The organism is Fodinibius sp. SL11 (assembly GCF_052060035.1).
GTDB lineage: Bacteria > Bacteroidota > Rhodothermia > Balneolales > Balneolaceae > Fodinibius.
In genome coordinates this window covers 34286-58711 of sequence record NZ_JBPOEA010000015.1, presented here as the reverse complement: position 1 = coordinate 58711, position 24426 = coordinate 34286, and the positions used below count along the sequence as shown (strand labels likewise).

The 24426-nt window shown below is 41.9% G+C and carries 18 protein-coding genes and 1 riboswitch; of the genes, 8 read left to right on the top strand and 10 right to left on the bottom strand.

Features of this window, described 5'->3' with window-relative positions; all coding sequences use genetic code 11:
• Positions 1–2: 2 nt before the first annotated feature.
• Together ACQ76V_RS13555 and ACQ76V_RS13550 are read left to right on the top strand one after the other, a co-directional pair.
• Positions 3–974 (top strand): methylenetetrahydrofolate reductase, encoded by a 972-nt coding sequence (locus ACQ76V_RS13555; protein WP_441001042.1) that lies wholly within the window; start codon positions 3–5, stop codon positions 972–974.
• Between the two features lie 105 nt (positions 975–1079).
• Positions 1080–3173, top strand: a complete 2094-nt coding sequence (locus ACQ76V_RS13550; RefSeq protein WP_441001041.1) for a tetratricopeptide repeat-containing sensor histidine kinase — start codon at positions 1080–1082, stop codon at positions 3171–3173.
• Between the two features lie 84 nt (positions 3174–3257).
• Here the strand turns inward: ACQ76V_RS13550 and yaaA are convergent, their stop codons facing one another.
• Positions 3258–4019 carry a peroxide stress protein YaaA gene (yaaA, locus tag ACQ76V_RS13545; RefSeq protein ID WP_441001040.1) on the bottom strand — a complete coding sequence of 254 codons (762 nt, stop codon included), beginning with the start codon at positions 4017–4019 and terminating at the stop codon, positions 3258–3260.
• A 113-nt stretch (positions 4020–4132) separates the two neighbouring features.
• Positions 4133–4591 (bottom strand): CHRD domain-containing protein, encoded by a 459-nt coding sequence (locus tag ACQ76V_RS13540; protein ID WP_441001039.1) that lies wholly within the window; start codon positions 4589–4591, stop codon positions 4133–4135.
• A 182-nt stretch (positions 4592–4773) separates the two neighbouring features.
• On the opposite strand from ACQ76V_RS13540, the gene ACQ76V_RS13535 reads away from it, so the two are divergent.
• Positions 4774–5787: a LacI family DNA-binding transcriptional regulator gene (locus ACQ76V_RS13535; protein WP_441001038.1), complete on the top strand. Its 1014-nt coding sequence runs from the start codon at positions 4774–4776 to the stop codon at positions 5785–5787.
• 2 nt (positions 5788–5789) lie between these two features.
• Here the strand turns inward: ACQ76V_RS13535 and polX are convergent, their stop codons facing one another.
• Positions 5790–7553, bottom strand: a complete 1764-nt coding sequence (polX, locus tag ACQ76V_RS13530; RefSeq protein WP_441001037.1) for a DNA polymerase/3'-5' exonuclease PolX — start codon at positions 7551–7553, stop codon at positions 5790–5792.
• 147 nt (positions 7554–7700) lie between these two features.
• On the opposite strand from polX, the gene ACQ76V_RS13525 reads away from it, so the two are divergent.
• From ACQ76V_RS13525 to ACQ76V_RS13515, 3 genes are all read left to right on the top strand, one after another.
• Positions 7701–8231 carry a nuclear transport factor 2 family protein gene (locus tag ACQ76V_RS13525; protein WP_441001036.1) on the top strand — a complete coding sequence of 177 codons (531 nt, stop codon included), beginning with the start codon at positions 7701–7703 and terminating at the stop codon, positions 8229–8231.
• 60 nt (positions 8232–8291) lie between these two features.
• Complete coding sequence (locus ACQ76V_RS13520; protein WP_441001035.1) at positions 8292–10817, top strand: M14 metallopeptidase family protein; 2526 nt, start codon at positions 8292–8294, stop codon at positions 10815–10817.
• 214 nt (positions 10818–11031) lie between these two features.
• A riboswitch (TPP riboswitch) is annotated at positions 11032–11127 on the top strand.
• Positions 11128–11211: 84 nt separating this feature from the next.
• Positions 11212–13638, top strand: coding sequence for a TonB-dependent receptor (locus ACQ76V_RS13515; protein ID WP_441001034.1), 2427 nt, complete (start codon positions 11212–11214; stop codon positions 13636–13638).
• Positions 13639–13723: 85 nt separating this feature from the next.
• On the opposite strand, the gene ACQ76V_RS13510 is transcribed toward ACQ76V_RS13515, so the two are convergent.
• Together ACQ76V_RS13510 and ACQ76V_RS13505 are read right to left on the bottom strand one after the other, a co-directional pair.
• Positions 13724–14680, bottom strand: a complete 957-nt coding sequence (locus ACQ76V_RS13510; protein ID WP_441001053.1) for a DMT family transporter — start codon at positions 14678–14680, stop codon at positions 13724–13726.
• A 72-nt stretch (positions 14681–14752) separates the two neighbouring features.
• On the bottom strand, positions 14753–15298 hold the full coding sequence (locus ACQ76V_RS13505; protein WP_441001033.1) for a DUF2911 domain-containing protein: 546 nt from the start codon (positions 15296–15298) through the stop codon (positions 14753–14755).
• A 230-nt stretch (positions 15299–15528) separates the two neighbouring features.
• Between ACQ76V_RS13505 and ACQ76V_RS13500 the strand changes: the two genes are divergently transcribed.
• Positions 15529–18261: a PAS domain S-box protein gene (locus tag ACQ76V_RS13500; protein WP_441001032.1), complete on the top strand. Its 2733-nt coding sequence runs from the start codon at positions 15529–15531 to the stop codon at positions 18259–18261.
• Positions 18262–18301: 40 nt separating this feature from the next.
• On the opposite strand, the gene msrA is transcribed toward ACQ76V_RS13500, so the two are convergent.
• Both msrA and ACQ76V_RS13490 read right to left on the bottom strand, forming a co-directional pair.
• Positions 18302–18976, bottom strand: coding sequence for a peptide-methionine (S)-S-oxide reductase MsrA (msrA, locus tag ACQ76V_RS13495; protein ID WP_441001031.1), 675 nt, complete (start codon positions 18974–18976; stop codon positions 18302–18304).
• An 81-nt stretch (positions 18977–19057) separates the two neighbouring features.
• Entirely contained in the window at positions 19058–19501 is a 444-nt protein-coding gene (locus ACQ76V_RS13490; protein ID WP_441001030.1) for a DUF1801 domain-containing protein, read from the bottom strand.
• A gap of 268 nt (positions 19502–19769) precedes the next feature.
• Here ACQ76V_RS13490 and ACQ76V_RS13485 point away from each other — a divergent pair, with 268 nt between their 5' ends.
• Positions 19770–20771, top strand: a complete 1002-nt coding sequence (locus tag ACQ76V_RS13485; protein WP_441001029.1) for a potassium channel beta subunit family protein — start codon at positions 19770–19772, stop codon at positions 20769–20771.
• 62 nt (positions 20772–20833) lie between these two features.
• On the opposite strand, the gene ACQ76V_RS13480 is transcribed toward ACQ76V_RS13485, so the two are convergent.
• From ACQ76V_RS13480 to ACQ76V_RS13470, 3 genes are all read right to left on the bottom strand, one after another.
• The gene (locus tag ACQ76V_RS13480) at positions 20834–23080 is read right to left on the bottom strand and encodes a patatin-like phospholipase family protein (protein ID WP_441001028.1); all 2247 of its coding nucleotides are present in this window, start codon (positions 23078–23080) and stop codon (positions 20834–20836) included.
• A 133-nt stretch (positions 23081–23213) separates the two neighbouring features.
• Entirely contained in the window at positions 23214–24008 is a 795-nt protein-coding gene (locus ACQ76V_RS13475; protein ID WP_441001027.1) for a M23 family metallopeptidase, read from the bottom strand.
• Positions 24009–24087: 79 nt separating this feature from the next.
• The gene (locus ACQ76V_RS13470; protein ID WP_441001026.1) at positions 24088–24423 is read right to left on the bottom strand and encodes a tRNA-binding protein; all 336 of its coding nucleotides are present in this window, start codon (positions 24421–24423) and stop codon (positions 24088–24090) included.
• Positions 24424–24426: the final 3 nt, after the last annotated feature.

Sequence of the window (24426 nt, the reverse complement as noted above, 5' to 3'; positions counted from 1 at the left end):
AAATGAAAGTTATTGAGCATTACGATCGTGCAACAGAACCGTTAATCTCCTTCGAGATAATTCCCCCCAAACGCGGTGGGTCGGTAAATAAAGTTTTTGAGTCGCTGGACAAGGTGATGAAGTATAATCCGCCTTTTATCGATGTGACTTATCACGCGGCAGAATCGTATTACGAGGAGCTGCCTGATGGTACGATTAAGCGCCATATCAAGCGAAAGCGACCCGGCACGATTGGGCTTTGTGCGGCTATAAAGCATAAGTATGGAGTGGATCCCGTCCCACATTTAATTTGTGAAGGATTTACAAAGGAAGAGACCGAAGATGCGCTTATAGAGCTCAACTTTTTGGGAATTGATAATGTGTTGGCTATTCGGGGGGATTCTACCGACGATTCTACTCCACGCATTAAAAATGGGACTTACAATAAATATGCGATTGATCTGGTAAAGCAGATTAAGGATATGAATCACGGTGAATATCTTGAGGATATCGTAAATGCGCACGAAACGAACTTCTGTGTGGGTGTGGCTGGATATCCTGAAAAACATTTTGAAGCGCCCAACTTGGATTTCGATATCGCAAAGTTGAAAGAAAAGGTGGATGGGGGCGGCGATTATATTGTAACGCAGATGTTTTTTAACAATGATGCTTATTTTCGCTTTGTGGAAAAATGTAGAGATGCCGGTATTGATTGTCCCATTGTACCGGGATTAAAAGTGTTGACCCGAGAGCGACATCTTAACTTTCTGCCCAAATTTTTCCATCTGAATATACCCGAGGCATTATCGCATGAAGTGCAAGCTAATCCTGATAAAGCACGTCAGATTGGGGTGGAATGGGCTGCCCAGCAGTGTACTGAACTGTTAGAGGGCGGTGCGCCCGGCATCCATTTTTACATTATGGGAGATCCTTCGCCGGCACTTGATGCCGTTGAACGTTTGCCATTGGGATCTCGCGTTAAAGCCAACAGCTGAACAGCGTAAATAAATTAGTTTCTTTCTGCGCTTTATTTGTCTATTGCTAAAATAAATTCTACCATTGCAATAATTAAATCGATAAAGTAAGTGGTTTAGAAGGCGATGGTGTTCAGGATCTCGGCTATTCTTTTTTTTGCAGTGGTTCTGCCGGTATCGGTTGCAAGTGCTCAAGATAATATGCAGGCTGGTCCGGATGAAGTGACGGCTCGATCGGATAGTGCGCTGGTACATTCTTATCTGGAAGAAGCTGGTGTTTCCAAAGGAGAGGGAGATATTCGCAGACAGCGGAAATTACTTGGACGAGCATATGAGGCAGCTGATTCTCTTGACGTCTCATTATTGCTCAAAGCGGTCGAAAAAGATCTTGGGGAGTATTATCTGGAGACAAGCAGTTATGATTCGGCGGAGACCGTACTTCGACGAGCTGCTGAACGATCTTCGGATGGGATCATCCAAACACGGACCCTGAATTTATTGGCGACGGCCTACCGATACCAGTCTAAATACCCTGAAGCGATGAAGACGTATAATCAGGGATTGGCACTGGTTGATTCGTTGGAAAGTCCGAAAGTATATGCGGCTATCAAAACCAATAAAGCTTCTATTTATGAGAATTTAGGTAATCTCAGCAAAGCGGTATCTCTTTATCAAGATGGAATTACATTTGCCGAGATTGTGGAGGATAGCAGTTTTTTGGCTACCGCCTTGAATAATTTGGGGAACCTTTATTTTCAAAAGGGTGATTACGAAGAGGCCATCCCGTATCTGGAAGAATCGATTGCTATTAGCGAGCAGCAGGGATTCTATAATACATTATTGCGGTCTAAGCATAACTTAGCCAGCGCGCATCGTGATCTCGGTAATTATAAAAAGTCACGAGAAGTATACGAAGAAGCTTGGGCGCTTCAGAAAAAAGTTCGTCCCGATATTCCGCCTATACAACTTTTGCATAGTATGGGAGTGTTTTATTTAAAGGTTTCTGAGCTTAAAAAGGCTGAAGAGCATTTTCAAGAGTCTTTGGAGTATGCCCGTCAAGCAGGGGTCCCGGCTGGGCTGTTTCATAACCTAATTGGTCTTGGAGATGTCTCCGTTGCTCGCAGTGATTATACAGAGGCTACTGATTTTTACAGTAATGCTTTTGATGTTGGCCAGAAAGTTGATGTTCCTCCATTTCGAGTAACTGCCGCAGATAAATTGTATAAATCATATAAGAAAGCGAATAATTTTGATAAAGCACTCAAGTATCACGAACTGGTTAAACAGGTGTCCGATAGTTTAACTGAAGCTCAGCAGGATGAACAGCTGGCCCTTGCCGAAACGGAATTGGGACTTCGTCAGCAGCAAAAAATAAATCAGCTGTTGCAGGAACGTCAAGATGAGCAAGAAGCTCGAATACAAACTCAGAATTGGTTGATTATTGCATTTACAGTGGTCCTTATCATTGTCATCATTTCGTTGTATCTGTTATATAGATCAAATAAAGAACGGGAACGCATCAATAAGGAGCTTGAAGAGTTGAATGAAGTAAAGAATAAAATGATGGGGATTATTGCTCATGATCTCCGTTCGCCGATGTCATCAATGCAGGGAGTATTTTATCTGTTAAAGAATGAAGACCTTGAGCTTGAAGAAATCAGAGAAATCGCCTCGGAGTTGGAGATTTCGATCCGCGAGAATATAAACATGATGGATAACTTGCTGAACTGGGCAAATAGTCAGATGACAGGATTGAAGATAGATATTGAGAAAGTTTCAGCTTTTGAAGCTGTAGATGAGGTGATTGAAAACTTGTCCTTTTCGGCCAGTCACAAATCAATAACACTTGTAAATGAGGTGGATACAACCATTGAGGCTGAAGCGGATATCAATCTTTTGCAGTTAATTATTCGTAATTTGGTCAGTAATGCGATTAAGTTTTCAAATGAGGGAGATTCCGTTACGATTACGGCAAAAGAGCAAAATGATGAGGTAATCTTCAAGGTGGAAGATACGGGCATTGGAATTCCTGAAGAAGAACGTGAAGGACTTTTTTCTTTGCAGGGGAATTCGCGTTCGGGCACTAATAATGAAAACGGCAGCGGACTGGGTTTAAAGCTGTGTAAGGAGTTTGTAGAAAAACAAAATGGCACTATTGAGCTGGAGAGTACTGTAGGAGAAGGGTCTACTTTTTATGTGAGCCTACCCAAAGCGTCATAGGTTTTGATATTATTATCTAAAAACAAAAAACCTTCCAAGGCAATGAACCCCGGAAGGTTTAAAGTGTTGTAGGTTCGGTAGTACTTACCGAATAAATACCGGCTCAGTTTTATCTTCGGTATGTTCTTCGCTGTAGCTGTAATCATTTCCGTTGAAGCCGAGTAACCCTTCATAGGAATCAATTTCATTTTCAACCAGATAACGGGCCATGGTACCGCGGTTTTTCTTGGCATAAAAACCGATCGTTTTTAAATCGCCATTTTTGAAATCTTTGAATTTTGGAGTGATGACATCCACTTTTAACTCGTCCGGTTGCAGGGCTTTAAAGTATTCATTGCTTGCAAGGTTGACGAAGAGTTCTTCATCTTCAAGTTCATCATTCAATGCCTCGGTAAGGCTGTTGCCCCAGAATTTATATAGCCGATCATGACCGTTTACTTGCATCTTGGTTCCCATTTCCAAGCGGTAGGGTTGCATTAAATCTAATGGACGAAGTATTCCATACATTCCCGAGAGGATACGCAGGCTGTCTTGGAGGAAGTCAATATGATCTTCATCAATGGTATAGGCATCAAGCTCTTTATAGGCCGAACCGTTAAAGGCATAAATACAGGGGCGGGCATTTTCTTTGTTGAACGGCGTAGAAAACTTTTGATAGCGTTCATAATTCAGATCTGCCAAATTCTGGCTGATGTCCATGAGGTCTTTCAGTTCCTCTTTCGACATTTCAGCCAGTTCATTGTTTAGCGTTTCCGCCTCATCCAAAAAACGGGGCTGGGTGGCTTTATCAGTTGGCAGTTCGCTTTCGTAATCCAATGATTTTGCAGGTGAAAGAACTATTTTCATAAAGTTAGATTAATATTATCAGCGTTAAATGTTTGTTAATGAGATTAGGAGGTACAACCTATTTTATAAACAGGATCATTCCATGTGGCAGCAATCAAGTATGTAAGAGTAAGTTATTTTCCCATCGGGCCAATATTTCCGCGAAGTTCCCCTTGTTTGTTTTTGAAGGAACTAATATTGATATACAGATCTCCTCTTTTTAACAAGGCCTTTTCTGAAGCGGAAAGGACATATCGATTTTCCTCACCAATAAAGGTGCCGCCGGTTTTTTCTTCGTTCAAATCAGCTTTTAACCGGTAGAGTTGATTTCTTCCTTTTCTTCGAAGGCTCACCATCAGATAGGCGCCTGAAAAATTTCCGGTCAAATCTTTAAATTTTCCTTTTACGGTAAGGGTATCACCATGTAATTGAATGGTAGCCAGACCTGAACCGGTGGTTGCAACTGGAGGTTTATGTTTATAACCGGCTAAAATAATTTTTTTGGATTGTTGAGCCTGTACAGCTGTGTGGTCGCCCAAAATCCAAGATACCACCAGTAGCAAAGTGAATGTATAAATGGATAATCGTTTCATAACAAAAATGTTATGTGAGAGTGTGATGTACATTACTAACTCGAACTATTGCTGATTTATTTTGTAGTTTAAAAAGTTCACAAATAATATGTACTATCCAATCTGTGCTATAATATATATTCGTTGCGAAAAATAATAAAAGGAACGGATTACTTTTTTAAAGTGAGATTACTCTTTCTGTCATGGCTAAAAAACCTACTATTTATGAAGTTGCCAAAAAAGTTGGCGTAAGTACGGCTACTGTTTCACGGGTTCTTAATGATTCGCCTCGCGTTTCGGATAAGACCAAGAAACGTATTCTAAAGGCAATGCGTGAGATGAATTATGCCCCGCGGTTAACAGCTCGAAAATTGGCCAGTAGCAAAACGGAACTTTTAGGAGTGGTGGTGCCCTCATTTACCACCCCATACTATAATGAAGTGCTCAAAGGTATCAAAGATGAAATAGGCCATACTGATCTGGATATGATGATTTATAATACCGGATCGGATACTCCTCAACAAGGTTTGAGAGAGTTTTTCGGACGAGGTATCGCTGATGCTTTAATTATTATTTCGGTTGATATACCCGAACGTATCCATAAACAGATGCAAGCCACTGAAGTAAAAACGGTGCTGATAAATACTACCCACCCTGACCATAGCTATTTTCAGGTTGACGATTATAAGGGGGGCTATATGGCGGCCGAACATCTGGTGAATCAAGGGTATAGATCGATCGGCATTATTTCGGCAGCAGAAGAATCGACTATAACGAAGGAACGAACGAGAGGATTTCAGGAGTACTTGGATGAGCAGGGTATTGAAGTGAAGGAAGAACATTTTGTAAGAGGATCAATTAGCAAGCATGCCGGATTTTCGGAAGAGTCGGGGTTTGAAGCTATACACAAATTTGATAAGCAGGGGACGTTCCCAGAGGCTATTTTTTGTCTGAATGATACATTGGCCACTGGTGCGATGTATGCACTGTCACGGTTGGGTATTAAGGTGCCCGAAGATGTAGCTATGATGGGCTACGATAATATTAAGTTGAGCAAATACCTCGACCTGACAACAGTAGACCAAAAAATGTATACCATAGGAGTTAATGCTATAAAACAGATGACCAAGTTAATTGGTGCTGCTGATACTCCCGTTGTTCAGCAGGTTTCTGATCCTATTTTAGTTAAGCGGGGCTCGACAGAGAAAAAGTTGTAATATTACCGGTGGTTTTGGAACCACTCCATCAGTTCATTGGCAGGTTTTGTGTTTAAAATACGCTCTTTCTCAAATTTGGCCTTTCGCGCAATACGCACGCCATAAGATATGTAGTCAATTCCTTTTTTGCTGTGCGCATCGGGATTAATGCTGGACATCAAGCCTACCTCTTTGGCTTTGTTGCCGTGCCTCCAATCTAAATCCAACCGATAGGGATTCGCATTTATTTCAATAGCGGTGTTATGGTCGGCAGCCAGCTCAATCAGCTCATTCATATCCAGGTCGCTGCCGTCACGTTGTAGCAGCAGGCGTCCTGTTGGGTGGCCCACGATATCGGTATATGGATTTTTGATAGCATTACGGAAGCGCATCATCATCTTTTCGCGCGACATATCAAGGCCATTGTGTACACTGGCAATCACGAAATCGAACCCCTCCAGAATGTCATCGTCATAGTCCAGGCTGCCATCACTCAGAATATCAGACTCAATACCTTTAAATATTCTAAAATCGGTATCATTTGCAGCGAACTCTTCGTTTAATTGATCAATCTCTTTCCACTGCTGTTTAATCTGATCCACGGAAAGACCGCCGGCATAGGCTGCGGTTTTGGAGTGATCACTCATTCCCAGATACTCGTAGCCACGTTCGATACAGGCCTCAGCCATCGCTCTTATCGAGAATTTGCCATCGCTGTAGGTACTGTGGGCATGAAGAACGCCCCGGATATCATCAGTAGTAACCAACTCCATGGATTGGTGAGATTCGAAAAACTCAATCTCTCCACGATCTTCGCGCAACTCCGGAGGTACGAAGTGAAGGTCAAGGTGTTTATAGATATCCGTTTCGGAAGTGTAATCTATCGGTTGATCGAAATTGGTATTTCCTTCTTCATCAAGTTTAAAGAGTCCGTATTCGTTTAGTGACAAGCCGCGTTCGCGTGCCCGCTGGCGTAACACCACATTGTGCTCTTTGCTACCGGTAAAGTACATCAGTGCGGCGGAAAATTGGTCAGGTTTTACGATGCGTAAATCAACCTGACGGCCATTTTCGGTTCGGATGGAGCTCTTGGTATCGCCGCGTCCCAGCACCTCGACGACCAGCTCGTGATCTACAAAAGCATCAAATAGATCTGTTATATATTTTTCATCGGCGCCGATTAAAATATCCACATCACCGATGGTTTCTTTTGATCGGCGGAGCGAACCGGCAATTTCGATAGTTTCAACGCCTTCTCGCTCTTTAAGAAAATCATACATGGGTTCTGCTATTGCGGTGGCTTCATCCAGCCGACAGCGTTCGTCGAACTGTTCCATCCATTCGATGGATTTCAAAATCTTCTGTGCGGATTTTTCCCCCAGCCCGTCGAGTGAGGCCACTCGGCCGTCTTGGCAGGCTTCTTTGAGTTCATCAAGTTCTGAAATACCCAGCTGATCGTGAATTTTAGCGATATTTTTGGGACCCAATCCAGAAATATCCAACCACTTAATAATGCCCTCGGGGATGCGTTCGCGCAGGCTTTCCAGTACCTCGATTGTGCCCGTATTTGCGTACGATTTGATATCTTGTGCAATAGAGTTGCCAATACCTTTGATATCAGTCAAAGAATCGTTTTCAATATAATCATTAATATCTTCGTTCAGAGATTCAATGGTTTGAGCGGCACGGTCGAAGGCAATAGCACGAAAACGGTTTTCACCGGCCAACTGCATAAGCTGATATATTTCACGGAGCCGTTCGGCAATTTCAGCATTTGTTACAGACATAAAAAGCGAGTAGTTTTATTCTTAATTTTTGATGGATAAAGGTAATAAATAGCTCCCTTTTTTAGCAGTTCCTTAGCGGATTAATTAATTCCTTTTGATCTCGATTTTTTTATACATTCCACAAAGCAAATTTACTCTCTATATTTTATGGTTAATAAAACGCTCATCTACATTCTAATCATTCCTGCTCTTTTTGTGCTGACGGTCGGGTGCTCTTCAGGCAATGAACAATCGCGGCAAGTACAAAAAAAAGCTATTAATACCATTCTTGATGATTGGCACTTAGCTGCATCTGAAGCTAATTTTGAACGTTATTTCATGCATTTTACAAGCGACAGCGCCATCTTTATGGGGACTGATGCCACTGAGCGGTGGACGATTGCGGAATTTAAGCCATGGGCTAAACCCTACTTTGATGATGGTCAGGCGTGGGATTTTACGCCGGTAGATCGACATATTTACCTATCTGATAACGGGCAAACAGCTTGGTTTGATGAATCGCTTGACACGCCCAATTTAGGTCCGGCGCGTGGTTCTGGCGTTCTCGTAAAGCAGGAAGAAACATGGAGAATTGCTCATTATAACTTGTCTATCCCTATTCCAAACGCTATCGTGGATACGGTTGTCAAACAAGTTGAAAATGCTCTTGAAGATACAAGCACAAAAGAGTCACCGTAACACATCAGTTAGCTTCAACGTCGTTTAGCACTCATTATAACATACACGAAAACAAATATTATGCGTAGAATACCACGGCTTTTAATTATTTTGATATTATTCATTGGATTTGGGTCTGTGGATAGTGTGGCCCAAGATATGGTGAAATCGCCATCGGACTTTTTAGGATACGAATTGGGTTCAGAGTGGACTCCCCACCATAAAGTAATGGACTATTTTTGGTATGTGGCCGAACAGTCGCCGCTTGTTGAGGGTAAAAAATATGGTACGACCAATGAAGGCCGTGAGTTGATGTTGGCCGCTGTTTCAAGTGAGCCAAATATGCAACGGATTGAGGAAATTCGAATGAATAACTTAAAACGTACCGGCTTAGTAGATGGTACGCCAACGGAGGACAATACAGCTATTGTCTGGCTCAGCTATAATGTACATGGCAATGAGACCTCCAGCAGCGAGGCGGCCATGAAGACTATTTATGAACTTGTTCGTTCAGACAATACCGACACTAAAACGTGGCTGGAGAATACGGTTGTGGTGATAGATCCGATGCTGAATCCCGATGGACGAGATCGTTATGTGAATTGGTACAAAAGCACAGTTGGAGAAAAGATGAATGTCCATCCCGATGCACGTGAACATCACGAGCCGTGGCCGCAGGGACGTTCGAATCATTACTATTTCGATTTAAATCGTGATTGGGCATGGTTGACGCAAAAAGAAAGTCGTCAGCGCGTTGCCGAGTACCAAAACTGGATGCCGCATATCCATGTTGATTTTCACGAGCAGAGTGTAAATTCTCCCTACTATTTTGCTCCCGCCGCCAAGCCATTCCACAATGCTATAACCGATTGGCAATCTGATTTTCAATACACTATTGGTGAAAATAATGCCAAATATTTTGATGAAAAGGGATGGCTTTATTTTACGCGCGAAGTATTTGACCTGTTTTATCCCAGTTATGGCGATACCTATCCAATCTTTAATGGGGCTATTGGGATGACCTACGAACAGGCCGGGAACAGTCGGGCGGGATTGGGCATCACAACGGAAGAGGGGGATACACTTACCCTTAATGATCGCCTGATGCATCATTATACTACGGGGCTGTCGACAGTTGAAATAAGTTCAATGAATGCTGAAAAACTGGTATCGGAATTCGCTGATTACTATCAAACGGCACAAAAAAATCCTGAAGGAGAATACAAAACGTTTGTTATCAAGCAAGATAACAATCCTGATAAGCTAAAAGCATTATTTGATTTACTGGACAAGCATAAAATTGAGTATGGGCAGGCCCAATCCGGAGCAACCCTAAGCGGATACAATTATCAAACAGGGAGTACTCAAAGGGTTCGGGTTACCGAAGGAGACTATTTGGTTAGTGCCCGCCAACCGAAAGGAGTACTTGCTCGAACGTTGTTTGAACCACGCCCGCAGCTTGAGGATTCGGTGACCTATGACATTACCGCGTGGGAACAGCACTATGCATACGGATTGGATGGATATGCTTTGACGCGACAACTTCGGGTGGAACCACTGGAGTACCAAAAAGCAGATGTGCAACAAGATTTCCCCGATAAACCTTATGCTTATTTAGCTCGTTGGGAGGATATGGATGATTTACGCCTGCTCTCGGATTTGTTAAAGCATGATGTAAAAGTGCGTTATGCCACCGGAGAGTTTAAGATGAACGATCGAGTGTACGATCCCGGTACGCTGGTTTTAACGCGCTCCGATAATAAAAATCTGGCAACTTTTGATAAAACCGTCCGCGATCTTGGTAAAAAGCATAATCAGGAAATAAATGCAGTGGAGAGCGGTTTTGCGCAATCTGGATTCGACTTAGGCTCTTCTTCTGTTCAGTATATGGATAAGCCCCAAGTCGCGGTCTTATCGGGTGAAGGGACCTCCTCGTACCAGGTGGGTGAAATTTGGCACTTTTTTGATAAACAGATTGAATACCCGGTGACGCTGCTCGATACTGAATATTTTGATGGAGTGGATTTGGATCTGTACGATGTGCTGATTTTACCTTCCGGATATTATAACAGCCAGATCGACAGTAGTCGATTTGCCGAAGTTAAAAAGTGGGTTTCTGATGGTGGAAAGTTGATTGCGGTGCAGGATGCAAATGGTTTTTTGGCCGGTAAAGACGGTTTTGGCTTAACCCATAAAAAAGAAGATTCATCAGATTCGGAGCAGCAAGAAGCGCTTGAAACTTATAGCAATCAGCAGCGGGAATCTATCTCCAGTTTTAATAGCGGATCGGTTTATAAAATTACCATGGATAACACCCACCCATTGGCATACGGATATGATGATGCATATTTTTCCTTAAAGTTAGACTCTGATGCTTATAATTATCTTGAAGATGGCTGGAATGTGGGAGTGGCCAAAGAAGATGCACATATGAGCGGCTTTATTGGATATAAAGCTAAAGAAGAGCTCGAAAATACTCTTACCTTTGGTATACAGAATATGGGCTCCGGCTCTGTGGTTTATATGATTGATAACCCCTTGTTTCGCGCATTTTGGTATAACGGTAAGCTGTTGTTTGGCAATGCCGTTTTTATGGTCGGACAGTAGCACATCCCATCGGGTGGCTGGCAAAGCCATCCGATAAAAAAATGGTTTGCTCTTTGAAGCATTTTTGCTCGATCATGTCTTTTAATTAATCGGTGTGTAAGATAAGTATATACGCATTTCGTAGCAGGCCAGCTTTACAAGCTCGCTTATTTTATTTGCTAAACATATTTTGAAGATATGAGGCAAGGCCCTTATCTTAGGGATGAATAAAATCACCCAAGGTTGGGGGTGCTTGCAACAGCAGGCTGAGATCATACCCTGAGAACCTGAACCGGATAACACTGGCGTAGGGAAACCAAGGCAGCGTACATCATATTTTAAACGCTGCTGGATTGATCAGCATTTCTTGCAAGTTCATCTCCCGCTCTTATAAACCTATAAGACGGAGGAACTTATGTTTTCCAAACTACTTAGAAGTACAGCATTTCTGTGCTTTATATTCTTTTTTAGTTCATCTCTTTTTGCACAAACGATAACTGGAACAGTGACGGATGCCCAAACGGGCGAACCGCTTGCCGGAGCAAATATTGTGCAGGCAGGTACATCAAATGGTGTTTCAGCAGAAGCTGACGGCACATTCTTTCTTGAACTGCTTGATAGTAAGACTCAAAAAATTTCTGTTTCGTTTGTGGGATATAAAACCAAAACCCTTGATGTCTCGGATGATCAGGAATCATATAATATTTCGTTGGTTTCGCAGACGATCATGAGTAACGAGGTTTTTGTAAAAGCGTTGCGTGTTGATGATGCCTCACCAATGGCTTACGAAAATGTGAGTCGGGAGGATATTGAACGGCAGAATCTGGGGCAAGATATGCCGTATATGATTGGCAGCACGCCATCTGTAACGACTACCTCTGATGCCGGCACGGGCATTGGTTATACCGGTCTGCGCATTCGGGGCGTAGACCAAGGACGTATTAATGTGACGGTAAACGGGATTCCCCTCAATGATGCAGAATCGCACAACGTGTTTTGGGTAAACATGCCCGATCTGGCATCATCAGTGGAGAATATTCAGATCCAGCGCGGGGTGGGAACTTCTACCCAGGGCGCGGCCGCCTTTGGTGCAACTATGAACATCCAGACTTCACAAATGCGTCCGGAAGCGTACGGAGAAGTCAATACTGCAGCCGGCTCTTTCAATACCCGAAAAGCAAACGTTATGCTGGGTTCGGGTTTGATGGAAAATGGTTGGCAGTTCGAAGGCCGGCTCTCAAAAATTGAATCCGACGGTTATATTGATCGTGCTTTTTCTGATCTAAAATCATTTTATTTGTCCGGGGCTAAACACGGTGAAAATAGCTTGCTCCGTGTTGATGTTTTTTCAGGTCAGGAGCAAACCTATCAGGCGTGGTATGGTGTGTCCCAAAGCCGCTTAGAAAATGGTAACCGAACATATAATCCTGCCGGCATGGAAAAGCCCAACAGTCCGTATGATAACCAGACGGATAACTACCAGCAGGATCACTACCAACTGCATTATTCTTATCAGCTAAGTGATAACTGGAATGCCAATGCCTCACTGCATTATACCTACGGTCGGGGATATTATGAGGAATACAAAGCCGATCAGATGTTGAATGAATATAGCTTTAATCCCATCCAATTGCCCGGGACCACTATTTCGCAGAGTGATTTAGTCCGTCAGCTTTGGTTGGATAATCATTTTTACGGAGGCGTATTTTCAACGCAATACGATAAAAGCGAACGCTGGTCGATAACTGTCGGCGGAGGATATAATGAGTATGATGGGGACCATTTCGGCGAAGTTATATGGGCCGAGTTTGCCGGTAATACGGAGGTTGAGAATAAGTATTACGATAATAATGCGTATAAGACAGACTTTAATACTTATGTGAAGGCAAAGTACAATATTACAGATGATTTAAGTGCTTTTGCCGATGCGCAGATTCGCCATATTACCTATGAGTTTTTAGGGAAGGATCGACAACCTGCACCGGGTGGCGGTCAACAAGTGGTGGATGTACAACAAACCGATCGGTTGACGTTCTTCAATCCCAAAGGGGGCCTGACCTATAATTTCAAAGATAATCAGCGCGTGTATGCTTCCATGAGTGTAGGCAATAAAGAGCCAACCCGTGATGAGTATGTGAATTCAACACCCGAAAATCGGCCGGAGCACGAAACCCTCTACGATTGGGAAGCCGGTTACAAAGGTAATTTCGATCGCTTTTTTGTAAAAGCCAATCTGTATTACATGAATTACAAAAACCAACTCATTTTAACCGGTGAAATTAATGATGTTGGGGCCTATATACGCCAAAATGTGCCCGACAGTTACCGAGCGGGATTGGAGCTGCAGGCCGGCGTTCAGCTTCTTGAAAGCCTCGAATGGTCCGGTAATGCAACCTTAAGTCGAAATAAAATCGAGGAGTATACCAACTATCTTGACAATTACGACATCGGTGGGCAGGAAACAACTACCTACACGGGCACTGATATTGCTTTTTCCCCGAATGTTATTGCCAACTCGAAATTCCGAATTACGCATAAAGGATTTTCGGCCGCACTGAACACTAAATATGTTTCCAAACAGTATTTGGATAATACCCAGACTGAAAGCAGATCATTAGATTCATACATAGTAAATGATCTGCAGCTGAGTTACAATTGGAGTACTACACCATTGTTTAATAGCCTTGATGCGACGTTAAAAGTAAATAATATCTTTAACGAAATGTACGAATCCAACGGCTATACCTATGGATATATCTCGGGTGGTGAGCAGCAGTTTTTTAATTATTATTATCCGCAGGCCGGACGCAATATTATGCTGCAACTGTCGTTTAAATTTTAGAAGATAGATAGTTATGGTTTAGATGATTAGTGAAAAGGCGGGTCGGCAGGCCCGTCTTTTTTTATTTTGTCCAACCAATTAATTCTTAGTTCTCCTGTTTGGTTTCAGCAAAGAACGTTAAATCTTCTTCCTTCTTTTTTTGGACTTCTGGAGTGGCTCCTGCTTCATTATCCACCACTTGTATAAATATAGCGCCAGTAATAATAAATACCGCAGAAATAATTTCCATCATGTTTGGATTCACACCGATGCTGAGCCAAGCAATTACCAAGGCTGCGATAGGTACCATATTGCCATAGAGCACCACTTGAGTCGGTCCCAGTATTTTTAACGCTCGAACCTTAACCCATTGTCCAACTCCCACCCCGATGGCTCCGCCGGCTATAATAGCAATCCAGGTCCAGAGTCCTAATGATAACCAAGTAACTTCAATTAAATCAGGCGTAGCGATAAGAATATATAACGCCCCGCCAATAGCAGTTCGTAATGCAACGATAGAGACGGACCCGTATTCGCGTGCCAAGGGTTTTATAGCGTGTAACTCGATAACGGTGAGGGCCAATGCCACTATAAGGATGAGATCGCCCAGCCAGTACCCTTGTTCCGGACGTAATCCGTCCCAGGCTAAAACAGCCGTACCAATCACGGCAAGCAACACACCTGCATAGCCAAACTTTCCCATCTGCTCGGTACTAAAAAAATAGCCGATGCCGGTACTGATAGCAGGACCGAGTGCCAGCCAGAGCGAAGCACGGGCGCCGTGGGTAAGTCCTAATCCTTCAATGCCCAGCCAAGGGGCCAGCGTAGCACCAATTACAGAGACAAACAAGAGGCGGGGCCAATCTTCTTTTTTTATTTTCGGTAAAAAGGGAACCTCGTGCGAAGTTTTGCTGCATGCGGTGCGGTATTGCAAGTACATTACCAAAAACATAGCAATGCCTCCCATCGCAAAGCGTGATACGCTAAATGAGATGGGAGACATTTCGGCAAGAGCAATTTCGGCCAGTATAAAATTGGCTCCCCAAAAAAAGACGAATAATATTAGTAGGCTGTGGTGAGGTAAAGCTTCCCCACTTACTGATGATTTAAGAGGATTAGATGTCGAAATAATGCGCTATATATTAATTGTAAAGGGTACTTTGGTTGTATCCCAGTGTAATATCACGGTTGCTGATTCTTGAGAAACATCTTCAAAATAGAACAGCAGCCGCTCTGAAAAGTCTGCCTTTTGAGGTTCTGTTGTAAATCGTAATACATCTTTGGATTTGTCGTACTGCGTACCCCAAGATAGCTTTGAGTTAATGATTATCGTCCATTCATCTTTGCCCGGAATCGTATAGAGTGAATAGGTTCCGGCCTCCAGCTTATTACCTTCAATAGTTACATCATCAGAGAGAACCAAAGCCGTAGACTCATTGGCCCCTGTTCTCCATACTTCGCCGTAAGGCACCAAGTCTCCAAAGATTGTTCGATCATCGACAGCGGGACGTCCATAGGTGATGGTAATGTCGGTTGTGCCAATGGTTTGACTTACCGTTGCGTTAGGACTCTTTCGCGGTTCTTCATTTCCACGCTCTTGTGCTAAAGCTGTTGCTGATATGAAAAATGACATTACAGCCACAAGCGATATCTTGATATAAGCAGAGTAAATAATTTTCATAACCCGGTTGGTTAGTTCATGATTGAAGATTCATCATTTTAACTTAAAATAGAGGAAGATCGTTTATTTGTATTTACCTAAAGTTTTATCCTTATACAAGCTGTTAAATTAATGTGTGTTAATACATATTTGTATTTTCTAAAAAGCCTTTAAATACTTATATAAGTAAAAATAAGTAGTTCGTTTTTTAATAGTTTATAACTATAGTATTAGGGCATAAATAATAACTAATGGTAAAAAAGGAAGGTTCTCGCTTTTCTGATGACATTGAAGAGCTCTTTAGCAGTGGAACGGTTATTTTATTCACCTGTGCTACTACTCCAGGTTTTCCCATTCTTTCTGTTAGTCAAAATGCTGAAGATATTTTAGGATTTTCACCCACCTATCTTAATGAGCACGAAAACGCTTGGTCGGATCGGATTCATCCGGATGATAAAGAAGAGGTGTTTGCTCAGTTTCAAAAAGTACTTGAAGAGGGGGGGACAGCTATAAACGAGTATCGTTTTAAAACCAAAGGGGGAGATTATAGTTGGTTGCGTGATGAAATTAAAGTTATAGAAACCAGTGATGGAAAGGAGTTGATATATGGTTCCTCTATAGACATCACCAATCGTAAAAAAGCAGAAATAACGCTCAAAGAGAATAAAACGGAAGAGCTAAAGCAAGAGATTGGGCGACGTCAAGAGGCTGAAAAAAAATTAGAGAAGCGTCTTGAATATCAGAAAGTGATTTCTCAATGTTCAAAATTACTACTGGAGAGTAACTCTTCTGAAGCCGTAAAGAAGAGTTTGGAACTGCTTCAAGATGCCATCAAGGCTGACCGAATTTTCCTTTATAAGAATAAAGAGATTGACGGTAAACTTTATTTCGATCCGATAACAGAGGTTACCAAGGCTGGGGTAAAACCTGCCGTTAAAAACCTGGATCGAACATTTAAATATGCTGATGTCCCATGGCTGCATGAGAAGTTGTCGTCGCTACAAAAGGTGCATGCTTCTATTGATGAATTACCAGAGCCGGATCGATCTTTTTTAGAAGATCAGCAGGTGCAGTCTATTTTGATTATTCCTCTTACCATCGATGATGAATGGAAGGGGTATATTGGCTTAGCTGACACGCAGAAAAGAAGGAAATGGAATGAGGAAGAAATTTCGCTGCTGCAAACAGTATCCCGCAATATCGGGGCCTTTGAGAACCGAAAGGCAATAGAAAAATCATTGGTTGAGCAGAGAAATTATATCGATACAATTTTAGACAGCTTGCCCAGCATTTATCTGTTGATGGATCAAAGCCTGCAGTTTGTAGAGTGGAATAGTTATGCCGAACGTTATACCGGATATTCAAGTGAAGAGATAAAATCCAAAACGGCTTATGACCTGATTGCACCCGGTGAGCATGAAAAGATGGAAGAGGCTATTGATCGAGTTCGGAGTAACAGGGGAGATGGATCAGAGTTGGATTTAATTACCAAATCAGGAAATATAATACCCTTCTTTTGGCAGGGTTATTTTATTGAGCTCAAAGGTGAAATGTACTTTTTGTGTGTCGGTATTGATATTTCAAGTCAAAAAGAATTTGAACAGAAGTTACTTGAAGAGAAGCGTTTTAATGAAGCGCTATTAGAAAGTCTACCCGGTATATTCTATATGTTTGATCAGGAGGGTAATTATCGCCGCTGGAATCAAAATATGTTGGATGAAATGGGGTATACTGATGAAGAGATGAAACAGATAACACCTGATGTCTTTTTTAGTGAAGAAGATTATGAGTTGATTGAAACGGAAATTCAAAGGGTATTTGAGAAGGGTAAATCAGATATTGAGGCTTACCTAAAAACTAAAGAGGGCGAAAAAAAGCCATATTACCTTACGGGCAAGTTATTCAATGCCAGCGGTGAGGAGTTTCTGTTAGGGGTAGGACACGATATGTCTGAACAGGTAGAAGCACGCGAAAAACTTCGCAAAAGTGAAAAACTCTTCCGCAATCTGTTTTTAAAAGCACCGGCGGGTATTGTGATGGTAGACCCAGAAAATAAGGTACTGGATGCTAATGAGAGTTTTGAAAAGATGTTTGGATTTAGCAAGGAAGAGCTCAAGGGTAAAGATGTTGACCAGTTCATTGTGCCGAAAGACGAGCAGGGAGAAGTGCCCCGAATGCCGTTGAAGGAATATGCTTTCGAGAGTTTTTACAGAGAAGCTAAGCGCCTCACCAAAGACGGTGATCTTATTGACGTATTTATAGCAGCTATACCCGTTTATATCGATGATGAACCCATTGCCGGGTTTGGGATGTATATTGACATTACCGAAGAGAAAAAATATGAGCAGGAGATTTCCAGTTCACTAAAAGAAAAGAAGATGATGTTGAAGGAAATACATCACAGGGTTAAGAATAACCTGGCGATTGTTTCAGGATTGCTTCAGCTACAGATGTATGAGTCGGACGATCCCTTAATACGTGATACGTTGCAGGAGAGTGAACGCCGTATTCAAACGATGGCACTTATTCACGAGCAGCTCTATAATTCAGATAGCTTGGGTAGTATTTCTTGTGATACCTACATAGGTGATCTTGTAGAGACTATTCGTGATACCATCGGCTCCAATCAGGATGTTGAAGTTAACATTGATATTGAACCTATCGAGCTGGATATCAAACAAGCAGTACCCTTTGCACTCTTGGTAAACGAAGTGGTTACCAACTCGTTTAAGCATGCCTTCAAGGGTTCAAACGAAAAAGACAACACCATAAGTATTCGGATAACTGAGGAAAACGAACAGGTTCATGCTCGATTAAGTGATAACGGTAAAGGTCTGCCCGATGATTTAGATCCGGAAGTGAGTGATACACTGGGAATGAGTCTGATTGATAATTTTTCTCGACAGTTAGAAGCTGAATACGAGATGGGTAGTGAAAATGGGACCTATTTGAATCTTCGCTTTGCCATTAAGAAAGAGGAGTAGAATAGTCTATACGTTCAACTTAAAATAACGACCGATGAGATTATTTCTGTACGTTTTCTTTAAGCAGATGTGAAAAATCCTTACGGAATTTTTTAAGCTTGGGTGCAATTACTACCTGGCAATATCCCGCATTGGGATTATTTTCATAATAGTTTTGATGGTAATTTTCAGCTGCCGAATAGTTTTTGAGCGGTTCAATTTCGGTTACAATGGGATCTTCCCAGAGATCAGAGTTGTCCGTTTTTTGCAGTGATTGTTCTGCAATTTCTTTCTGTTTATCGTTGTGATAAAAGATAACCGACCGATATTGGGGGCCCACATCAGCGCCTTGCCGATTTTTGGTTGTGGGATTGTGCGTGTGCCAAAATACTTCAAGCAACTGTTCGTACGATATTACAGAAGGATCGTAAGTAATGCGTGCTACTTCGGCGTGTCCGGTTTGCCCCGATGAAACCTGTCGGTAAGTAGGATTGGGAATTTTGCCCCCGGCATAACCTGCAACGGCTGATTTTATCCCTTTAACCTCTTCAAAAACAGCTTCGACACACCAGAAACAACCAGCGCCAAAGGTTGCTTCTTCTATAGTTTTTGTGTTCATGGTATCAGTGGTATTATTGGGTTGGGCCTGCAATACAGCTGATGAAAGTATAACTAATGAAACAGCTGTAAACAGTAACCCCGCTATGTTGTTAATCTGTGTTTTTTGTGTATTCATAGGTGACTCTATTTTAAGTACACGTTGTAACACAAAAGAGAAGCCTACCGTTTATAAAAAATACAAGTGCGTTTAAAACGTCTACTTGCGTATTTCTTCATAAGCTTCAATGAACTCATCTGGTGTATGCTTACTTATGATAGTTGCAATAGCCTCCAGCGGTAGGTCGGTTACCATATTAAAGCGTAGACAAGAACGTCCCATGTCCATTTTCTTACCGGCTTTTTCAAACTCCTCTTCTAACCACTCCTGGAGCTCCTCATCCTGATATACCGACATTAGGTAAAGTGCGTTATGATTTTCTTGTGCAGCTAAGCCTATATAATTGAGCGGTTGATTATTATAGGTATCAGGATATTTTTCGAGGGGGATTTCGTAACTTATCATTCCCCAATTAATAGTCTCTTCATAGCCATCAGGGAGATTCTCGAGAATCAATTCCCGTATCTCTTCAATGGGTTCTCTGCGATATTCAGGAAGTTCTTCAATGTATTCTTCTACCGTTTGAGCCATACTTTTTGCCATGACAGAAATTCTGTTAGTTAATTATTGAAAATTAATAGTATAGAAAATAATTAAGCGTACTGTTCTTGAATTATTTCAAAGAAGGATTTTCTGGCATATAAAAACCATTATAATCTGCTGGTAATATAAGTGCTATGAATACCAATTTCCGCCCCTAAAAAGTGACTGGGGAATCGGGAAATATTTAAACGATTTTATCCCGAAAAACTTTTTGTTATGTGTTAGAAAACGCTATTAATGTAACTATTAAAGAGCCAAAAAAATTATTATGGAATATCGATTTTTAGGACGATCAGGACTTAAAGTTTCTGCACTGTCATTTGGATCGTGGGTCACGTTTGGGGATCAGATCAATGAAGACGTGGCGTATGAATCAATGAAAGAAGCCTATGATGCCGGCGTTAACTTTTTTGATAATGCTGAAGTTTACGCCGAAGGTCAGTCAGAAATTATGATGGGTAATATCATCCAAAAAGCAGGGTGGAAGCGCTCGGATTTGGTACTGTCTACAAAAATATTTTGGGGCGGCGAAGGTCCCAATGACCAGGGACTCTCATTTAAGCATATCAAGGAAGGGACTGAAGCTGCATTACAACGATTACAAACCGATTATGTAGATCTTATTTTCTGTCACCGTCCGGACAAGCATACACCCATCGAAGAAACCGTTTGGGGCATGAATCAAATGATAAAAGAGGGGAAGGCACTCTACTGGGGAACCAGTGAATGGTCGGCGCGACAAATCCGTCAGGCCTATGATTTTGCTCGTCAAGAACACCTTCGTCCACCGTTGATGGATCAACCCCAGTATAATATGTTTCGCCGTGAGAAGGTCGAAAAAGAATTTACTCCGCTTTACGATGAGATCGGCTTAGGCACTACTATTTGGAGTCCATTGGCCAGTGGTTTGCTGACGGGTAAGTATAATGATGGTGTGCCTGAAGGCAGTCGACTATCGCTTGAGAAGTACGATTGGTTGCGCGAAAAGCTGCTCGAGACCGAGAGCGGACGCCAGAAGTTGAATAAGGTGAAGAAGTTGGCTGATGTAGCAGATGGGGCGGGAATCCCCATGCCACATTTTGCTTTGGCGTGGTGTCTTAAAAATAAAAATGTAAGTACGGTCATTACCGGAGCTTCAAAACCGGAACAGGTAAAACAAAATATGAAGGCTATTGATGTGGTGGATCAAATGACACCGGATATAATAGAGCGTATTGAAGAAATACTTGATAATAAGCCGGAACCGGAACCAGATTTTAGAAGGGACTAAAGTTTTTGGTCACCTGTAATCTTTAGTCTGTGCCCGGGGATGAAACTCCGGGCATTAATTTTTTAAAAATGATACCCCATATTCAGCTTTACGGCATAACTGCCGGAAAGGCTTGGCGTTGAGAGTTCAACTTCAATTGGCCCTACGATCGAATTTGCGCCCATCGAAAGCGAATATCCCGTTTCTAACCGTTCTTGATCCAGATTGAATGTCCAATTATTGGAAAGATGAGCCAGACTCACACCGCCACTGAGAAAAATGGTTTTATTTAGTTTGAGCTGAAGTTTAGAACGGAGTGCTTTAATATTTGCAGCTCGGAGCTGTTGGGCAGGATGTCCCATAAAAGGGATCTGTTTTAACTCAAAGACGGGATTCTGGAATAACCCTCCTGCATAGTAATAGTAGTGGAGCGGCAAGTCTGTAGTAGAGGAATACCCTGCAAACAGTTCATTGGAAAGGTTTACTCCATCAATAAGCTGCAGGGTGGAAAACCATTTGCCCGAAGTCTGAAAAAAGATTGATGAGCTTCCCCAAACAGGATCCGAAATTTCAGTATTTAAATGGAGAGATTGACCTCTTGTCGGGAAATAGGGACGATTAAGCGTGTTTAAGTTGAAGGTTAAAAAGGGATTAAATAAAAAGTTGGTATTTCCAAATACAAGGGTATTCCCAATAGCCTCATTAAGATTATAAAGTTCTGCTTTGAGACCGAGTTCAAGATGTACACGTTGCCAAAGTTTTATGTCAGTTGATGAAGTTAATGTTAGCTTTTCTACATCAACACTTGATAAGGCCTGATACTGATCATAATAGTTGATAGGAGAACGTTGAACCTTAAGTCCACCTTGTATATGAATAAGAGGAGCAAGACTGACGGGCATACTATAATTTGTAGCAAGTTCTAAGATTTCCCCAGCTCTTAGTTGAGCGGTTAGTCGGTCATTCCAAAAAAAGTTATCAGTAAATGAGGCTCCAAATAATAAGGCTGCTTTATATTGGCTGTCGTACCGCATGCTAACCCCAACAAATTCTTGTTCTTTATGCTGGAATTCCAAGACCAGTTGGTTGCCCCCGGCAGAGTGATTCTTTTGCAGCCGGTATGATATTTGGCTAAATAATCCTGAATCATAAAGTCGATTTATCTTATGCTCCAGCTGGGAGAGGGTGAGCTTTTCCGGAGTCTGTATATCTAAAGCTAAGAAAACCTGTTGCTGCTGAATTAAACCAGATAGATTCTTGAAGGTAATATCTGAGACAAGGATGGTATCTTGCCTTGTTCTGTTAATAGGTCTAAAGCCTGTGGGTGCAGTCTTACGTATATCCAGCGCTTTTTTGATTTTTGGTAGCGCCTGACGAGCAGCTTCTTCTCCGCGGCGAATAATTTCAGTTGTTTTTTCATAACTGAAGGTAGAAAACTCACTAATATTTGGGCGAATATAGATATCCGTTTTTTCTTTTTGGATATTATCTGACTCTATTTGATGAAATCCCACCGACTGAAAAAGGATATCAACAAAGGTTTTAAGGCTATCGAGCTTTCTGATGGGTTCTCCAACATCAGAGGCAATCACAAAGTCGGCGCCAAGATTTTGCACGTCTTCAACGGGAATATTTCGTGCCACTCCACCATCGATGTATGTTTCTCCATCAATTTTAACCGGTTTAAAAATGCTGGGTATAGCAATACTGGCCCGCACCGCATCAGGCAGATACCCGCTGGAAAATGTGCGGGGTTCCCCGGTTGCCAAATTAGTTGCCACTGCAGAAAATGGGATCGGCAGGTTTGTGAAATCTCTGGTGTCATGAAAAGGGAGCATCAAACGGTACAGCAACATCGATAAGTTCTGCCCGTCAATGAGCCCGGTAGGTAGTGATATTTTTCTCCCCCCAAAAGGCAAGGTAACAAGGTAGGTATCTCTTCTTAGAATACTATTTGAAACTTGCTGCGAATTAATCTCATAACTGTCGTTTAACAGAATATTCCAGTTGGTAGTTAGCGCAATTTTTTCGATCTCTTCCGGAGAATATCCTACAGCATATAATGACCCTATGATTGATCCCATGCTGGTGCCACTGACCATATGAATGGGTATACCTTCTGACTCAAGCACTTTGAGTACCCCAATATGGGCAAATCCCTTGGCACCTCCTCCACTTAATGCAAGCCCCAGCTTTATCTCTTCGTTGGCAGAGGATGTTAATGATGTGTCTTGATTTTGCTGAGCAATTCCTGCCAAAGGAATCCCCAAAAATAGTATCAGGAGTAAGGTCCATAGGATAGTAAAATTATTTTTCGTTGGACCTGTCATATACGTTTGTTATAAAGCAGTTTAATGAGGCTAAATATATGATAATGTGAAAAGATCAGCGAATATGAAGCTATAAAGATAACTTTTTCGACCGATTTATTGGATCACAGTTTAGCAATCGGCATTGTTAACATTAAAATCCCAGGTTTTGTTCGTAAAATAAGCCACTTTTAAGGGTATCCGGCAGGTTTTTGAATGTGATGGGAATCGATTTTGATCCCGCCAGAACTGCAAAGTGAAGGTGGGGGGTAGTAGAGTATCCGGTATTTCCGCTGAAGCCAATAATTTGTCCGGCATAAACCTGTTCGCCAATATTTACAATCGCTCCTTTATACCTTAAATGAGCATATACAGCAACGGTCCCATCGTCATGACAAACCATGATCTTATTGGCGTGTTGCAGGTAGTTTTCATTATTTCCGCCCTTTTTATTGTTGACGCTTATAAATCCTACGGTACCACCACGCGCAGCACTAATCAGACTATTTTCAGACATCTCGAAATCGAAGGCATAATTTGAGCTTGGTAAATCATGAGTGAATGCCGAGTTGTTTCCCTGGATTAGCATATGTGATTGGCCTTCGGGAAAAGGAAGTAAATATTTGTAGTTTGGATCGTGGTTGGCGTCAGGATTACCAAGGGTAAGATGATATCTAATTTGCCCCTTGAACTCGTTGGGAGAATTTAAAGAATCAATGGGCAATTGGATCAGAGTTTCTTGGTTACCCTTGGGTAGAAAGCGGGCGAAATCCATATCCATCGAGTCGGGTTCGGCCTTAATATGTATAGGACAAGGGAGGTTATTTTTCGCCCAGAGCGTGAATTCTTTTTCGGATATCTTATTCCATACGAAAACAGTCTGAGCACGAGCTTTTTGCATCATCCCCATTACGGAAAAAAGTATTATGAGTACGACAAGTATTCGCATGGGATTATTGTAGTGGATAACAACATATTTCAACCTAATTTAGAATATATAACAGTATTATATATTCCGAAGTTTAGGGTTAGCAAAGTTTGCTACCATCCGCAATTCGTTTATCAGGAACTGCCAACACTACGTTGTCATTTCTGTGAAAGCCGGTAATCAGACATTCAGACATAAAGGGCCCCACCTGTTTAGGTGGAAAATTGATTACACCAATAACTTGTTTATCAATCAGATCAGCTGTGGAATACAGGTCAGTTATTTGAGCACTACTCTTTTTAATTCCAATTTCTTTTCCGAAATCTATCCACAGTTTATAAGCGGAATTGATTACTTCCGGGAACTCTTCTGCCCTTATAATGGTCCCGACTCTGAGCTCAACCTGCTCAAATTGTTCCCAACTAATTGTCGACATAGC

Excerpts from the sequence above, each read along its gene's own strand:
- msrA (WP_441001031.1), bottom strand. The coding sequence starts at position 18,976 with ATGAATACACAAAAAACACAGATTAACAACATAGCGGGGTTACTGTTT.
- ACQ76V_RS13480 (WP_441001028.1), bottom strand. The coding sequence starts at position 23,080 with ATGACAGGTCCAACGAAAAATAATTTTACTATCCTATGGACCTTACTC.
- ACQ76V_RS13485 (WP_441001029.1), top strand. The coding sequence starts at position 19,770 with ATGGAATATCGATTTTTAGGACGATCAGGACTTAAAGTTTCTGCACTG.
- ACQ76V_RS13555 (WP_441001042.1), top strand. The coding sequence starts at position 3 with ATGAAAGTTATTGAGCATTACGATCGTGCAACAGAACCGTTAATCTCC.
- ACQ76V_RS13470 (WP_441001026.1), bottom strand. The coding sequence starts at position 24,423 with ATGTCGACAATTAGTTGGGAACAATTTGAGCAGGTTGAGCTCAGAGTC.
- ACQ76V_RS13490 (WP_441001030.1), bottom strand. The coding sequence starts at position 19,501 with ATGGCAAAAAGTATGGCTCAAACGGTAGAAGAATACATTGAAGAACTT.
- ACQ76V_RS13515 (WP_441001034.1), top strand. The coding sequence starts at position 11,212 with ATGTTTTCCAAACTACTTAGAAGTACAGCATTTCTGTGCTTTATATTC.
- ACQ76V_RS13535 (WP_441001038.1), top strand. The coding sequence starts at position 4,774 with ATGGCTAAAAAACCTACTATTTATGAAGTTGCCAAAAAAGTTGGCGTA.
- ACQ76V_RS13550 (WP_441001041.1), top strand. The coding sequence starts at position 1,080 with ATGGTGTTCAGGATCTCGGCTATTCTTTTTTTTGCAGTGGTTCTGCCG.
- ACQ76V_RS13500 (WP_441001032.1), top strand. The coding sequence starts at position 15,529 with ATGGTAAAAAAGGAAGGTTCTCGCTTTTCTGATGACATTGAAGAGCTC.
- ACQ76V_RS13475 (WP_441001027.1), bottom strand. The coding sequence starts at position 24,008 with ATGCGAATACTTGTCGTACTCATAATACTTTTTTCCGTAATGGGGATG.
- ACQ76V_RS13540 (WP_441001039.1), bottom strand. The coding sequence starts at position 4,591 with ATGAAACGATTATCCATTTATACATTCACTTTGCTACTGGTGGTATCT.
- ACQ76V_RS13520 (WP_441001035.1), top strand. The coding sequence starts at position 8,292 with ATGCGTAGAATACCACGGCTTTTAATTATTTTGATATTATTCATTGGA.
- polX (WP_441001037.1), bottom strand. The coding sequence starts at position 7,553 with ATGTCTGTAACAAATGCTGAAATTGCCGAACGGCTCCGTGAAATATAT.
- ACQ76V_RS13505 (WP_441001033.1), bottom strand. The coding sequence starts at position 15,298 with ATGAAAATTATTTACTCTGCTTATATCAAGATATCGCTTGTGGCTGTA.
- yaaA (WP_441001040.1), bottom strand. The coding sequence starts at position 4,019 with ATGAAAATAGTTCTTTCACCTGCAAAATCATTGGATTACGAAAGCGAA.
- ACQ76V_RS13525 (WP_441001036.1), top strand. The coding sequence starts at position 7,701 with ATGGTTAATAAAACGCTCATCTACATTCTAATCATTCCTGCTCTTTTT.